14 protein-coding genes and 1 pseudogene are annotated in these 14505 nt (G+C 70.5%); 14 read left to right on the forward strand and 1 reads right to left on the reverse strand.

The window, feature by feature from the left end; all coding sequences use genetic code 11:
• Positions 1–109: 109 nt before the first annotated feature.
• The 3 genes and pseudogenes from OG627_RS28895 to prcA form a co-directional block, all read left to right on the forward strand.
• A pseudogene (locus tag OG627_RS28895) lies at positions 110–297 on the forward strand (endonuclease domain-containing protein); the annotation flags it as partial.
• The gene (gene prcB, locus OG627_RS28900; RefSeq protein ID WP_329070019.1) at positions 249–1094 is read left to right on the forward strand and encodes a proteasome subunit beta; all 846 of its coding nucleotides are present in this window, start codon (positions 249–251) and stop codon (positions 1092–1094) included. The pseudogene OG627_RS28895 and the gene prcB, both read left to right, overlap by 49 nt.
• Positions 1095–1135: 41 nt before the next feature.
• Positions 1136–1954: a proteasome subunit alpha gene (gene prcA / locus OG627_RS28905; RefSeq protein ID WP_329070021.1), complete on the forward strand. Its 819-nt coding sequence runs from the start codon at positions 1136–1138 to the stop codon at positions 1952–1954.
• Positions 1955–2026: 72 nt separating this feature from the next.
• Here prcA and OG627_RS28910 read toward each other — a convergent pair whose 3' ends face one another.
• Positions 2027–3067, reverse strand: a complete 1041-nt coding sequence (locus tag OG627_RS28910) for a LacI family DNA-binding transcriptional regulator (RefSeq protein ID WP_329070023.1) — start codon at positions 3065–3067, stop codon at positions 2027–2029.
• Between the two features lie 135 nt (positions 3068–3202).
• On the opposite strand from OG627_RS28910, the gene OG627_RS28915 reads away from it, so the two are divergent.
• The 11 genes from OG627_RS28915 (at position 3203) to OG627_RS28965 (ending at position 14422) form a co-directional block, all read left to right on the forward strand.
• A complete protein-coding gene (locus OG627_RS28915; RefSeq protein WP_329070025.1) occupies positions 3203–4471 on the forward strand; it encodes an MFS transporter in 1269 nt (422 codons plus the stop codon).
• A gap of 9 nt (positions 4472–4480) precedes the next feature.
• Positions 4481–5842 (forward strand): Pup--protein ligase, encoded by a 1362-nt coding sequence (gene pafA / locus OG627_RS28920; RefSeq protein ID WP_329070027.1) that lies wholly within the window; start codon positions 4481–4483, stop codon positions 5840–5842.
• Positions 5843–5960: 118 nt separating this feature from the next.
• Positions 5961–6893 carry an FKBP-type peptidyl-prolyl cis-trans isomerase gene (locus tag OG627_RS28925; protein WP_329070029.1) on the forward strand — a complete coding sequence of 311 codons (933 nt, stop codon included), beginning with the start codon at positions 5961–5963 and terminating at the stop codon, positions 6891–6893.
• 42 nt (positions 6894–6935) lie between these two features.
• Positions 6936–7307 (forward strand): FKBP-type peptidyl-prolyl cis-trans isomerase, encoded by a 372-nt coding sequence (locus OG627_RS28930; RefSeq protein ID WP_329070031.1) that lies wholly within the window; start codon positions 6936–6938, stop codon positions 7305–7307.
• A 143-nt stretch (positions 7308–7450) separates the two neighbouring features.
• Positions 7451–8407, forward strand: coding sequence for a helix-turn-helix transcriptional regulator (locus tag OG627_RS28935; RefSeq protein ID WP_329070033.1), 957 nt, complete (start codon positions 7451–7453; stop codon positions 8405–8407).
• 17 nt (positions 8408–8424) lie between these two features.
• Positions 8425–9381, forward strand: a complete 957-nt coding sequence (locus tag OG627_RS28940) for a helix-turn-helix transcriptional regulator (protein ID WP_329070035.1) — start codon at positions 8425–8427, stop codon at positions 9379–9381.
• Positions 9382–9439: 58 nt separating this feature from the next.
• On the forward strand, positions 9440–9700 hold the full coding sequence (locus OG627_RS28945; protein WP_329070038.1) for a hypothetical protein: 261 nt from the start codon (positions 9440–9442) through the stop codon (positions 9698–9700).
• A gap of 68 nt (positions 9701–9768) precedes the next feature.
• Entirely contained in the window at positions 9769–9966 is a 198-nt protein-coding gene (locus OG627_RS28950) for a hypothetical protein (RefSeq protein WP_329070040.1), read from the forward strand.
• 219 nt (positions 9967–10185) lie between these two features.
• A complete protein-coding gene (gene tatA / locus OG627_RS28955) occupies positions 10186–10473 on the forward strand; it encodes a Sec-independent protein translocase subunit TatA (protein ID WP_329070042.1) in 288 nt (95 codons plus the stop codon).
• 53 nt (positions 10474–10526) lie between these two features.
• Entirely contained in the window at positions 10527–11477 is a 951-nt protein-coding gene (tatC, locus tag OG627_RS28960) for a twin-arginine translocase subunit TatC (RefSeq protein WP_329070044.1), read from the forward strand.
• Between the two features lie 116 nt (positions 11478–11593).
• Positions 11594–14422 (forward strand): DEAD/DEAH box helicase, encoded by a 2829-nt coding sequence (locus OG627_RS28965; RefSeq protein ID WP_329070046.1) that lies wholly within the window; start codon positions 11594–11596, stop codon positions 14420–14422.
• Positions 14423–14505: the final 83 nt, after the last annotated feature.

Below are 14505 nucleotides of genomic sequence, written 5' to 3' on the forward strand. Positions count from 1 at the left end.
GGGGGTGGGTGAGGCACTGCCCCCGCCACGGCGGGCGCGGTGCGGCGGTCCCCGTGGCGGGGTGCGTCGCGCCCGCGCGCGGGGCCCGCGTCCCCGTCGCGGGACCGGTCCCGCGGTTCAGGTGGATCACCGCCACGGGACGGGTAGGGTCCGTGGCGTAATGTGCTTCAACTGCAATTCGGCCATCGGCACGTTGGGAGACGATCCCTCACCGCGCGTCGGGCCGTCGCATACCTGGAGGGAAACGCGTGGAAGCCAACACTCGTAGCACCGGGCGTCTACCAGCTGCCTTCCTGACGCCCGGCTCGTCCTCGTTCATGGACTTCCTGTCCCACCACTCACCGGACCTGCTGCCCGGCAACCGCTCGCTGCCGCCCCTTCAGGGGGCGATCGAGGCGCCGCACGGCACCACGATCGTCGGGGTGACCTTCCCCGGCGGAGTGGTCCTCGCCGGCGACCGCCGCGCGACGATGGGCAACATGATCGCGCAGCGCGACATCGAGAAGGTCTTCCCGGCCGACGAGTACTCGGCCGTGGGCATCGCGGGCACCGCCGGGCTCGCCGTGGAGATGGTCAAGCTCTTCCAGCTGGAGCTGGAGCACTTCGAGAAGGTCGAAGGAGTGCGGCTCTCCCTGGAGGGCAAGGCCAACCGGCTCTCCACGATGATCCGTTCCAATCTCGCCATGGCCATGCAGGGCCTGGCCGTCGTCCCGATCTTCGCGGGCTGGGACGTGGACCGCGAGCGGGGCCGCATCTTCTCGTACGACGTGACGGGCGGCCGCTCCGAGGAGACGGGCTTCGCGTCCACCGGGTCCGGCTCGATCTTCGCCCGGGGCGCCATGAAGAAGCTCTACCACGACGATCTGACGGAGCAGCAGGCCACCACCCTGGTCATCCAGGCCCTGTACGACGCGGCGGACGACGACTCCGCGACGGGCGGCCCCGATGTGGCCCGCCGGATCTATCCGATCGTCACGGTCATCACGGACGAGGGTTTCCGGCGGCTGACCGACGACGAGTCCTCCGAGATCGCCCGCGCGATCCTCGAACGCCGACTGACGCAGCCCGACGGCCCGCGCGCCGCCCTGCTCTGATGAACCAGAACCTGCCACTGACAGAAAGGGACGGATAGCCGGTGTCGACGCCGTTCTATGTCTCACCCCAGCAGGCCATGGCCGACCGGGCGGAATACGCCCGCAAGGGCATCGCCCGCGGTCGCAGCCTGGTCGTGCTCCAGTACGCCGACGGCATCGTCTTCGTCGGCGAGAACCCGTCCCGCGCGCTGCACAAGTTCAGCGAGATCTACGACCGGATCGGCTTCGCCGCCGCCGGCAAGTACAACGAGTACGAGAATCTGCGCATCGGCGGTGTCCGCTACGCCGACCTGCGCGGATACACCTACGACCGCGACGATGTGACGGCCCGTGGGCTGGCCAACGTCTACGCCCAGACGCTGGGCACGATCTTCTCCAGCTCGGGGGAGAAGCCGTACGAGGTCGAGCTGGTCGTCGCCGAGGTGGGCGACACCGTGGACGGCGACCAGATCTACCGGCTGCCCCACGACGGATCCATCGTGGACGAGCACGGCTCGGTCGCGGTCGGCGGCAGCTCGGAGCAGATCAGCACCTATCTCGACCAGCGCCACCGGGACGGGATGTCGCTCGCCGAGGCGTTGAAGCTGGCCGTCCAGGCGCTCTCCAGGGACACCAACGGCGGTGAGCGGGAGATCCCCGCCGAGCGGCTCGAAGTGGCGGTCCTGGACCGTACGCGGCCCCAGCAGCGCAAGTTCAAGCGGATCGTCGGCCGTCAGCTCGCCCGGCTGCTGGAGGCGGACGGCGCTGCCTCCACCCCGACGGACGCGCCCTCGGACACCGAGGAGCCGGACGGCGGGGCGGCCACCGCGGCGGACGACACGGCCACCGAGGCCGAGAAGCCCGACGACGGCAAGAAGTAACCTTCCACCCGTGCCCCCGGACCGCCCGCGCGGACCCCGGGGGCACGGGCGTATCCGGCACCGGGCAGGGGCTCAGAGCCGCTGCGCCGACTCTTCCCTGGGCGGCGCGGTCGAGCCGCGGACGACCAGGGAGACCGGCAGGTCACCCGTTTCCGGCCGCTGCCCGTCCAGGACCCTGAGCAGCGCCGACATGCCGCGCCTGCCCACCTGTTCGGCCGGCAGCCGCACCGTCGTCAGCTCCGGCTCCACCGCCGTGGCCAGCGCCAGATCGTCGAAGCCGGCGACGGAGACGTCCTCGGGCACCCGCAGACCCAGGCGCCGTACCGCCTTGCAGGCGCCCGCGGCCAGGATGTCGTCGTCGCAGACCACCGCGGTGGGCCGGGGGCCCGGCGCGGTGAGGGCGCTCTCGACGGCCGCCCGGGCTGCGTCGACCTCCAGCGGGGCGTGCGCGCTCCGTACGACCGCGTCCGGCACTCCCCGTACCGCCCGCGCCAGCGCGTCGGAGCGGACGTCGAAGGTCCAGGAGGAGACGGCGGAGGCGAGATGGAGCAGCCGCCGGTGGCCGAGTCCGAGCAGATGCTCCGTCACCTGCCGTATGCCGTCGGCGATGTCGAGGTTCACCCAAGCGGCCGCGCCCGGGGCCGCCGGATCGCTGTCCAGCATCACCAGGGGCAGATCCGCGCCGTCCGAGCCCCGGATCGCGTCGAGCGCGTCGGCCGCCATGGAGGAGGCGATCACCCCGTCCAGCGCCGCCCGCGCCGAGGCGAACGGGTCCCGGGCGGGTCCCACCCCGGCCGGTGAGGGGTAGAGGACCACTCCGAAGCCGTGCTCGGCGGCCACCTCGGCCGCGCCGGTGTAGACCCGCGCGAAGAACTCGTTGGTGAGCGCCGGCACCACCAGCAGCGCCGTCCTGGTCGTGCCGAGCCGCAGATTGCGCGCGGCGAGATTGGGCCGGTAGCCGAGCGCCCGTGCCGCCTCCCGCACCAGCCCGGCGGTCCGCTCCGAGACCCGGCCCGGCCACTTCCCGCCGAGTACGAGGGAGACCGTGGCCTGGGACACGCCCGCGGCCCGTGCCACATCCCTGCTGGTCGGCCTGGCGGACTGCTCTGTCATCGCTGTCGTTCTCCGTGGTGCGGTGAGAATCGCGGTGGACCCGCAGACTGCGCTCATGGTACGTATGACGCCGACGTTATACGTAAAACCTGTCGCCCGCGATGGCGCCGGGCGAGGAAACGAGGGGACGGGAACATGGCCGGCGGATCCACCGGATACGCGGACATTCTCAAGGCGCCGTACGCCGCGAGGCTGCTGACCGGCACACTGGTCGGACGGCTGCCGAGCGCCACGGCGCCGATCGCGATCGTCCTGCTCGTCCGGGCGGGCGGCGGCAGCTACAGCCTCGCCGGAGCGCTCGCGGCCGTCTACGGCATCGGCACGGCGATCGGACAGCCCCTGCTCGGCCGGGCCGTGGACCTGTACGGCCAGCCCCGGGTGCAGCTGCCCGCGGCCGTGGTCTCCGCGGCGGGCGTGGTGCTGCTCGTCCTCGCCGGAACGGACTCACCTGCCCTCGCCTACACGGCCGTCGCCGTCGCCGGTGTGTTCACACCACCGCTGGAGGGCGGACTGCGGGCGCTGTGGCCCAGCGTCCTCGGCGGCGAGGACCGGGTCCACCGGGCGTACGCCATGGACGCGGTGGCCCAGGAGATCATGTTCACGGTCGGCCCGCTGCTCGTCACGCTGCTGGTCTCGCTCTGGTCGCCGGCCGCCGCGCTGCTCGCCATCAACGCCGTCGGCGTGTGCGGCGCGCTCTCCGTGGTCGCCTCCGAGCCCTCCCGCCGCTGGCGCTCCGCGCCCCGCGAGGCGCACTGGCTCGGCGCCCTGCGCTCACCCGGACTGCTCGCCCTCCTCGGCGCGTTCCTCTTCATCGGGGTGGCCCTCGGCTCGATCACCGTCGCGGGCGTGGCGTACGCCGACGACCAGGGCCGCGAATCCGTCTACGGCTGGCTGATGGCCGCCCTGGGCCTCGGCGCGCTGGTGGGCGGACTGGGATACGGGGCCAGGCAGTGGGCCGGCACCCCCGAACGGCGGCTGCGGGCCATCGTCGCGCTGCTGGCCCTGTGCTACCTGCCGCTGACGCTCACCCCCGGCGTACTCGCGATGACCGGGCTCTGCGCCCTCGCCGGCGTCTTCCTGGCGCCCGCCATCGCCTGCTCCTTCATCGTCGTCGACCGGCACGCCCCGCACGGCACCGTCACCGAGGCGTTCTCCTGGCTCGTGACCACCTTCGGCGTCGGCTCGGCGCTCGGCACGGCCATCGCTGGACCCGCCGTCGAGATCGGCGGCACGGCCGCGAGCTTCGCCGTCGCGGGGGCCGGCGGAATCGCCGCGCTGCTCGTCCTGCTGACCACCCAGCGGGTCCTCGCCGCTCCCGTCCGTCCGGCCGATGCCACCATCCGGACGGAAAATGATCCAAGCGGTGCGGCCGAACCCGGTTTCAGCTCTGGTCATCAGGCGTAATGTTCAGACATGGACCGCCGCATTTTCGGGCTGGAGAACGAGTACGGCGTCACGTGCACGTTCAGGGGACAGCGCCGACTGTCACCTGACGAAGTGGCGCGCTACCTCTTCCGCCGTGTTGTGTCATGGGGCCGCAGCAGCAATGTCTTCCTGCGGAACGGCGCCCGTCTCTACCTCGACGTGGGTTCGCATCCGGAATACGCGACTCCCGAATGCGACAACGTGACCGAACTGGTCACGCACGACAAAGCGGGCGAGCGCATTCTCGAAGGTCTGCTCGTCGACGCCGAACGCCGCCTGCACGAGGAGGGAATCGCGGGCGACGTCTATCTCTTCAAGAACAACACCGACTCGGCGGGAAACTCCTACGGCTGCCACGAGAACTATCTCGTCGCCCGCCACGGAGAGTTCTCCCGGCTCGCGGACATCCTCATCCCCTTCCTCGTCACCCGGCAGCTCATCTGCGGTGCCGGCAAGGTACTCCAGACCCCCCGGGGAGCGGTCTACTGCGCCAGCCAGCGTGCCGAGCACATCTGGGAAGGCGTCAGCTCCGCCACCACCCGCTCCCGTCCGATCATCAACACCAGGGACGAACCGCACGCCGACGCCGAGCGCTACCGGCGCCTGCACGTCATCGTCGGCGACTCGAACATGTCCGAGACGACCATGCTGCTCAAGGTCGGCGCCACCGACCTCGTGCTGCGCATGATCGAGGCGGGCACGGTGATGCGCGATCTGACCCTGGAGAACCCCATTCGGGCGATCCGCGAGGTCAGTCATGATCTCACCGGCCAGCGCAAGGTCCGGCTGGCGAGCGGCCGGGAGGCCTCCGCCCTGGAGATCCAGCGCGAGTACTACGAGAAAGCCGTGGATTTCGTGGAGCGCCGCGGAATCCGTACCGGCACCGTCGAACAGGTCCTGGAACTGTGGGGCCGCACGCTCGACGCGATCGAGGCGGAGGACCTCGACCGTATCGGCACCGAGATCGACTGGGTCATGAAATACCAGCTCATCGAGCGGTATCGGGCCAAGCACAACATGACCATGTCGCATCCGAGGGTCGCTCAGATAGACCTCGCCTACCACGACATCCACCGTCGTCGCGGTCTCTATTACCTGCTGGAGAAGCGGGGCCAGGCCGCCCGGATCTGCAATGACATGAAGATCTTCGAGGGCAAGTCGGTGCCCCCGCAGACCACCAGGGCGCGACTGCGCGGCGATTTCATCCGCCGCGCCCAGGAACAGCGCAGGGACTTCACCGTCGACTGGGTGCATCTCAAACTCAATGACCAGGCGCAGCGCACGGTGCTCTGCAAAGACCCGTTCCGGTCCGTGGACGAACGGGTGGAAAAGCTCATCGCCGGTATGTGAGCCGCAATGTGACACCCATGGGGGAAAGGCGGCCACGGGCCCCGTACATATCGCGTACGGGGCCCTTGGCACGCCTTAGAGTGGGCGCCTACTGTGCCGTCTGAGATCTGAGGAACACGTGCGCCGACTTGCCGGCCTCATCGTTGTCCCCGTGCTGCTGCTGAGTGCGGCGTGCGGCGGCGACGGAGGCTCCGACTCCACCCCGTCCAAGAACGGCCTCCCCGCCATCAGCGCGGGTGCCAAGTTCGGAGAGAAGCCGACCCTCGACAAGGGGGAGGGCACACCGCCGAAGGAGCTGAAGGTCGATGTCCTGAGCCAGGGCGACGGCGCGAAGGTCGCCAAGGGCGAAGCGATCCAGGTCAACTATCTGGGCCAGAGCTGGGACTCGGCCAAGCCGTTCGACAACAGCTTCGACCGGAAGCAGCCGTTCGACCTGACGCTCGGCGCCGGCATGGTCATCAAGGGCTGGGACCAGGGTCTCGAAGGCCAGAAGGTGGGCAGCCGCGTCGAGCTGGGGATCCCGCCGGACCTTGGCTACGGCGCGCAGGGCCAGGGCGACATCAAGCCCAACTCCACCCTGGTCTTCGTCGTCGACATCCTGAAGGCGACCAAGGTGCCGAAGTCCGCCGAGGGCACCGTCGTCCCGCAGGACGACAAGGCGCTGCCGGTGGTCGGGACGAACGACGACGGCAAGGAGCCGAAGGTCACCGTCCCGAAGACCGATCCGCCCAAGAAGCTGGTCTCCGACTACGTGCTGGAGAGCAAGGGCGAGGTCGTCAAGGAGTCGGACACCGTGGTGCTGAACTACGCGGCGTACTTCTGGAAGAACGGCAAGCAGTTCGAATCCACGTACAAGCTGGGCAACACCACCACCTTCCCGCTGCCGCAGCTCACGCTGAAGGGCCTCAAGTCGGGGATCGTGGGCAAGAAGGTCGGCAGCAGGGTCCTGATCGTGATCCCGCCGGACCAGGCGTTCGGCAACCAGGAGCAGCAGGGCATCCCGAAGAACTCCACTCTGGTGTTCGCCGTGGACATCCTGGCGAAGGTGTAAGACTGTCCCGGTTGCCCGTTCATCATTTAGAGGAGCAGTTCAGTGAGCATCGAGAAGCCCGAGGTCGACTTCCCGGGTGGCGAGCCGCCGGCCGATCTCCAGATCAAGGACATCTGGGAGGGCGACGGCCCGGTGGCCCAGGCCGGCGCCAACGTCAAGGTCCACTACGTCGGTGTGGCCTTCTCCACCGGTGAGGAGTTCGACGCCTCCTGGAACCGCGGCGCGCCGCTCCCGTTCACCCTCGGTGCCGGACACGTCATCGCGGGCTGGGACCAGGGCGTGCAGGGCATGAAGGTCGGCGGCCGTCGTGAGCTGATCATCCCCGCGCACCTCGCCTACGGGGACCGGGGCGCCGGCAGCACCATCGCGCCCGGCGAGACGCTGATCTTCGTCTGCGACCTCGTCTCCGTCTGAGACACGCGGCAGGACACGAGGGCCCGTGCCGTCCGGCACGGGCCCTCCGCCGTGCCCGGCCCCCCTCGGCTTTCGCGGCGACAGCCCGGAGCGGTACGGTCAGCGGGCGCAGGCGGCACGATCAAAAGGGGTGCGAGACGTCGATGGCCATTGCCAAGGCCGAGCGACTGATGAATCTGGCGCTGTGTCTCCTCGGGACCAGGCGCCCGCTCAGCAAGCGTGAGTTGCGGGGCTCCATCGAGGCGTATCTGGAAGCGGGCACCGACGACTCGTTCAACCGGATGTTCGAGCGCGACAAGGACGACCTGCGCGAACTCGGCCTGGTCATCGAGACGGTGGAGAGCCTGGACGGCGACGCGGGCTATCTGGCCCGCCGCGACAGCAACCGCCTGCCCGCCATCACCCTCGACGCCGAGGAGGCCGCCGCCCTGGGGCTGGCGGCCAAGGTCTGGCAGCAGGCGCGGCTGGCGGGCGCGGCGAGCGGCGCGCTCCAGAAGCTGCGGGCCGCCGGGATGCCGGAGGCGGAGGACTCGTACGAGGCGCGGCACGGCGCGCTGGAGCCCCGTATCCCCGTCCACGAGGCGGCCTTCGAGCCGCTGATGCTCGCCTGCCGGGACCGGCGGCCCGTCGCCTTCGACTACCGCAAGGCCAACGCCGCCACGGCCGAGCCGCGCCAGGTGGAGCCCTGGACGCTGGAGTGCTGGCGCGGCCACTGGTATCTGGCGGGCTGGGACCGGGACCGGGGCGCCGAGCGGGTCTTCCGGCTCTCCCGGATCACCGGCCGGGTCCGCTCCCGCGCGGGCGTCTTCGGCGCGCCCGTACCCGATGTGGTCACCGTCAGGGAGACCGTGGAGAGCTGGGCGGGCGAGACCGCGACCCGCTCCGCGGTGATCAGGCTGCGCGCCGGGTGCGGCTATCCGCTGCGCGCGCGGGCGGTGTCGTCGCGGGAGCTGGGCGACGGCTGGGACGAGCTGGAGATCCCGTACGGCCATGGACTCGACGCCTGGCTGGTGGAGTTCGGCCCGGACGTGCTCGTACTGGAGCCCGCTGACCTGCGGGCCGATGTCCTGGAACGGCTGCGCGCCGTGGCCCTGGGCTGAGGGGGACTCGTACAACCATGGCAGCCAACGCCATCGACCAGACCCGGCGGATGCTCTCGCTGGTGACCTATCTGCGGGAGCGCCCCGGCGCGCACGTCAGCGATGTCGCCCGCGCCTTCGGCATCAGCGAGGACGAGCTGATCTCCGACCTCGATGTCCTGCCCATGTGCGGGACGAGCTTCCGGGGCGGGGACCTGCTGGACATCGACACCGACGGCGACCGCATCTGGTGGCACAACCCGGACGACGTGGCCGAGCCGCTGCGGCTGGCCGCCGACGAGGCGACGGCGCTGCTCGTCGCGGCCCGTGCCGTCGCCACCCTGCCGGGGCTGCGCGAGGGCGACCGCGAGGCGCTGCTGCGGGCCACCGCCAAGCTGGAGACGGCGGCGGGCGAGGCGGCCGGTGCCAGCTCCCGGCTCTCGGTGATCTTCGAATCCGAGGGCGGGGTCTTCGCCGAGGTCGACCGCGCCATCTCCGAGCGCCGCAGGCTGTGGCTGCGCTACTACTCACCGGCGCGCGACGAGCTGACCGAGCGCGAGGTGGACCCGATCCGGCTGTTCGCCGTGGGACACACCTACATGGAGGCGTGGTGCCGGCTCTCGGAGGCGCGGCGTACGTTCCGGCTCGACCGGGTGGCCGAGATCAAGCTGCTGGACGCCCCGGCCGCACCGCCCGAGCTGGAGCTGCGGGATCTGTCGGAGGGGCTGGTGCAGCCCTCGGCGGAGGATCCCGAGGTGGTGATCGAGGTGGGTCCCGGCGGCCGCTGGGTGGCCGAGTACTACCCGCACGACAGCGCGGTCGAGCTGCCCGACGGCGGGCTCCGGATCACGCTGCGCACCCCCGAGCCCGCCTCGCTGGGGCGGCTCGCGCTGCGGCTCGGCGGGGACGGCCGGATCGTCTCCCCGCCGGAGGTGGCCGAGAGCGCGCGGCGGGCGGCGGGCGAGGCGCTCGCCGCGTACGAAGGCCGGGGCTGAGCGGCACGGCGCACAGGTAAGACGCACGACGCACGACGACGAGGGAGAACCACGAACAATGTCGGCGACTTCTGGGCTGCCGGGGCTCTCGGCCGTGATCCCGGTCCTCTTCAAGGCCGCCTGTCCCGAGTGCCGCGCCGCCTTCGAGCTGTCCGCGGGCGCGCTGCGGCTGGCGATCGGGGCCAGCCGCAGCACCACCTTCTACTCCTTCACCTGCCCCGAATGCGAAGCCGCCGTCCGCAAGCCCGCGGGGGAGCGGATCATAGAACTCCTCACCGGCGGCGGAGTGCGGACGCTGCGCCTGCACTCCACGCCGTAGCCGCACCCTCGGTGCGCCCCCGCTGACCGGTGCGCACCGCCCTCCGTAGAACGGTCGAGGTTCTGTCCATGTTCTGGCCCATGCTCGCCATCGCCCTGGGTTTCTGCGGGATCGCCGTACTCGGTGTGCTCGCGGTCCGTGTCTTCCTCGAAGCCCAGCGGCTGGGCCGGCAGGTCGCCGACACCTCGGAGCGGATCGGCCTGGCGACCGAGGAACTGGAGCGCGCGGCGACCCGGCTGGCCGCCACCGGGGACGCGCTCCGATAGTTTTCGCACGAGTACGCCCCCTCCTGTACGGAGTTTTCAGCGGGTACGCTGCTGAGCGGGTCCGGTTTTTCCGGGCCGGGGGACGGATACCGAAGTACGCACGGGGATTGCCCTTCGTTAACCCCCGCACGTTACGATCGCCGGGAGCATCCTGGCCAGACGTACGTTCGGCGGTACCGGCAGCCCCCCACCAGCCGCCCAGTGAGAAGGAAGTCGTCAATGATCGGCAATCTCAAGCCTCTCGAGCTCCTTCTGATCATCGGCATCATCGTTCTGTTGTTCGGTGCCAAGAAGCTGCCCGACATGGCGCGTTCGCTCGGCAAGTCGGCCCGCATCCTCAAGAGCGAGGCCAAGGCCATGAAGAAGGACGACGAGCCCGCCCCGGCCGCCGCCGAGCCCGCGGACGCCGCGCCGCCGCAGGCCGCCGCCCGCACCATCCAGGCCGCGCCCGGTGATGTCACCAGCGCCCGTCCCGTCACCGAGCCGAACCGCACCACGCAGAGCTGACGCGCGACCACTGACCAGATCGACGTTTGCCGGAACGAGACGAGGGACGCGGGTTGCGCAAGTCTGCCCCGAAGCAGGAGAGAGACACCGAGGGGCGCATGCCTCTCACGGAGCACCTGCGTGAGCTGCGGAATCGTCTGCTGAAGTCGGTTCTGGCCATTCTTGTCGCGATCATCATCGCGATGTTCTTCCAGGCCCGGATCTTCAAGTTCCTGATGGATCCGATCCTCACGTCGGTCGGCTGTGCGAACGGCGCCACGACCATGGTGAACGGCAAGCCGTGCGCCGACATGGTCACCAGCGGTCTGATGTCGCCCTTCACCATCGCGCTCAAGGTCTCGCTGATGGCGGGCGTGCTGGCCGCCACCCCCGTGTGGCTCTACCAGCTGTGGGCGTTCGTCGCCCCCGGGCTGCACAACAAGGAGAAGCGCTACGCGATCGGGTTCGTCGCGCTCGGCGTCCCGCTGTTCCTGGGCGGCGCGACCCTGGCCTACACGATCCTGCCGGAGACGGCATCGATCATGCTCAGCTTCACCCCCGAAGACGCCAAGAACCTGCTGCCGCTCGATGACTACCTCGACCTCATCACGCGCATGGTCATCGTCTTCGGCCTCGCCTTCGAACTGCCGCTCCTGCTGATCCTGCTCAACCTGACCAAGGTGCTCAGCGGCAAGCGGATGCTCGGCTGGTGGCGCGGCATGGTCGTCGGCCTGACGATCTTCGCGGCCATCGCCACCCCCGGCGGCGACCCCATCTCCATGCTGGTCCTCGCGGGCCCGCTCGCGGTGCTGTACTTCCTGGCCTGTGGCTTCTCGCTGCTCAACGACCGGCGCCGGCAGCTGGGCAACCCGGACCGCGATCTCGACGACGATGAGGCGTCCGACCTCGACCTGACGCCCGAGCCCGTCGAAGAGGTCACCTCCGGCGCCTCCCGGCCCGCCCTGCCCGGCCAGTCGGACGGCGGCCGTACGGACCGGCTGAACGGCTACGACGACGTGACCTGACCGGCGGCCGCCGCATCACCGACCCCCGTGGGGCCCGCCGGAACGAACCGGCGGGCCCCAAGCGTGGTTAAAGATCGGGCTGACTGTCGGAGGTGGCGGGTAGGCTCGAACGCAAGATGACAGAGGACCTCTCCCCAGCCGAGCGCTATGCCGCTGCCCGGATCCGTGCCGCCGACCAGGCCACGGCCCTCGCGCCGTTCCGCGAGATGTACGACTTCGGCCTCGATCCGTTCCAGATCGAGGCATGCCGGGCCCTGGAGTCGGGCAAGGGCGTGCTCGTGGCCGCGCCCACCGGTTCCGGCAAGACGATCGTCGGCGAGTTCGCCGTGCACCTGGCCCTCGCCGAGGGCCGCAAGTGTTTCTACACCACCCCGATCAAGGCGCTCTCCAACCAGAAGTACACCGATCTGGCCAAGCGCTACGGCGCGGACAAGGTCGGCCTGCTGACCGGTGACAACAGCGTGAACGCGGACGCTCCGGTGGTCGTCATGACCACCGAGGTCCTGCGGAACATGCTCTACGCCTCCTCGCGGTCGCTCCTGGGGCTCGGCTATGTGGTGATGGACGAGGTGCACTACCTCTCCGACCGCTTCCGGGGCGCCGTCTGGGAAGAGGTGATCATCCACCTTCCCGAGTCCGTCACCCTGGTCTCGCTCTCGGCGACCGTCTCCAACGCCGAGGAGTTCGGCGACTGGCTGGACACGGTCAGGGGCGACACCGAAGTGATCGTCTCCGAGCACCGGCCCGTGCCGCTCTGGCAGCACGTGATGGCCGGGCGGCGGATGTACGACCTGTTCGAGGAGGAGACCGACCACGGCGGCCGGGGCGTCGCCAAGCGGGAGGTCAACCCGGATCTCGTCCGGCTCGCCCGGATGGAGAACCAGCGCACGTACAACCCGCGCGAGCGCCGGCGCGGCAAGATGGTCCGCGAGGCGGACCGCGAGCGCGAGCGGCGCCAGCGCGGCCGGATCTGGACGCCCTCCAGGGCCGAGGTCATCGATCGCCTCGACTCCGAGGGACTGCTCCCCGCGATCACCTTCATCTTCAGCCGGGCCGGCTGCGAGGCCGCCGTCCAGCAGTGCATGTACGCGGGGCTGCGGCTCAACAACGAGGACGCGCGCCAGCGGGTCCGCGAGATCGTGGAGGAGCGCACCGCCTCCATCCCCGGCGAGGACCTCCATGTCCTCGGCTACTACGAGTGGCTGGAGGGCCTGGAGCGGGGCATCGCCGCGCACCACGCCGGGATGCTGCCGACCTTCAAGGAGGTCGTGGAGGAGCTGTTCGTCCGGGGCCTGGTCAAGGCGGTCTTCGCCACCGAGACGCTGGCGCTGGGCATCAACATGCCGGCCAGGTCCGTCGTCCTGGAGAAGCTCGTCAAGTGGAACGGTGAGCAGCACGCCGACATCACCCCCGGCGAGTACACCCAGCTGACCGGCCGGGCGGGCCGCCGGGGCATCGACGTCGAGGGCCACGCCGTGGTGCTCTGGCAGCGCGGCATGGACCCCGGCGCGCTGGCCGGGCTCGCCGGGACCCGGACGTATCCGCTGCGCTCCAGCTTCCGGCCCTCGTACAACATGGCCGTCAATCTCGTACAGCAGTTCGGCGGTCATCGTTCGCGCGAGCTGCTGGAGACCTCCTTCGCGCAGTTCCAGGCCGACAAGTCGGTCGTCGGGATCTCCCGGCAGGTCCAGCGCAACGAGGAGGGTCTCGACGGCTACCGCGAGGGCATGACCTGCCACCTCGGGGACTTCGAGGAGTACGCGCGGCTGCGCCGCGATCTCAAGGACCGCGAGACGGAGCTGGCCAAACAGGGCGTGGCCCAGCGCAGGGCGGCGGCCGCCTCGTCGCTGGAGAAGCTCAAGGCGGGCGATGTCATCCATGTGCCGACCGGGAAGTTCGCCGGTCTCGCGCTGGTGCTCGATCCCGGGCTGCCGGCCGGGCGGGCCAACGGACACCGGGGCTTCGAGTACCAGGAGGGCCCGCGTCCGCTGGTGCTGACCGCCGAGCGCCAGGTCAAGCGGCTGGCCTCGATGGACTTCCCGGTGCCGGTGGAGACGCTGGAGCGGATGCGCATCCCCAAGTCGTTCAACGCGCGCTCGCCGCAGTCCCGGCGCGATCTGGCCTCCGCGCTGCGCACCAAGGCCGGCCACATCGTGCCCGAGCGGCACCGCAAGCAGCGGGCCGCGGCGGCGGACGACCGGGAGATCGCCCGGCTCCGCACGGAGCTGCGCGCCCACCCCTGCCACGGCTGCGACGAGCGGGAGGACCACGCCCGCTGGGCCGAGCGCTACCACCGGCTCCAGCGGGACACCCGGCAGCTGGAGCGCCGGATCGAGGGCCGGACGAACACGATCGCCCGCACCTTCGACCGGATCGTCGCCCTCCTCACCGAGCTGGACTATCTGCGCGGCGACGAGGTCACGCGGCACGGCAACCGGCTGGCCCGGCTCTACGGCGAGCTGGACCTGCTGGCGAGCGAGTGTCTGCGCGACGGCGTGTGGGAGGGGCTCTCCCCGGCCGAGCTGGCGGCCTGTGTCTCGGCGCTGGTGTACGAGGCGCGGCAGGCCGACGACGCGGTGGCGCCGAAGGTGCCCTCCGGCGCGGCGGCGAAGGCGCTGGGCGAGATGGTCCGCATCTGGGGCCGGCTCGACGCCCTGGAGGAGGACCTGAAGATCAGCCAGACCGAGGGCGTCGGACAGCGCGAGCCCGATGTCGGCTTCGCCTGGCCGGTCCACATGTGGGCCTCCGGCAAGGGACTCGACGAGGTGCTGCGCGAGGCGGAGATGCCGGCGGGTGACTTCGTGCGCTGGTGCAAGCAGGTCATCGACGTGCTCGGCCAGATCGCCGCGGCGGCCCCGCGCGAGAACAGCACGGTCGCGAAGAACGCCCGCAAGGCGGTCGACGACGTGCTGCGCGGCGTGGTGGCCTACAGCTCGGTGGGCTGACGCGCCCGCGAAGTCACCGCTGACAGCGGCCGGGAGCGGCCGGCGCGATCCCCTCGCGCCGGCCGCTCCCGTGTTCACGCCCT

The sequence above is a fragment of the Streptomyces sp. NBC_01429 genome (assembly GCF_036231945.1).
Lineage (GTDB): Bacteria > Actinomycetota > Actinomycetes > Streptomycetales > Streptomycetaceae > Streptomyces.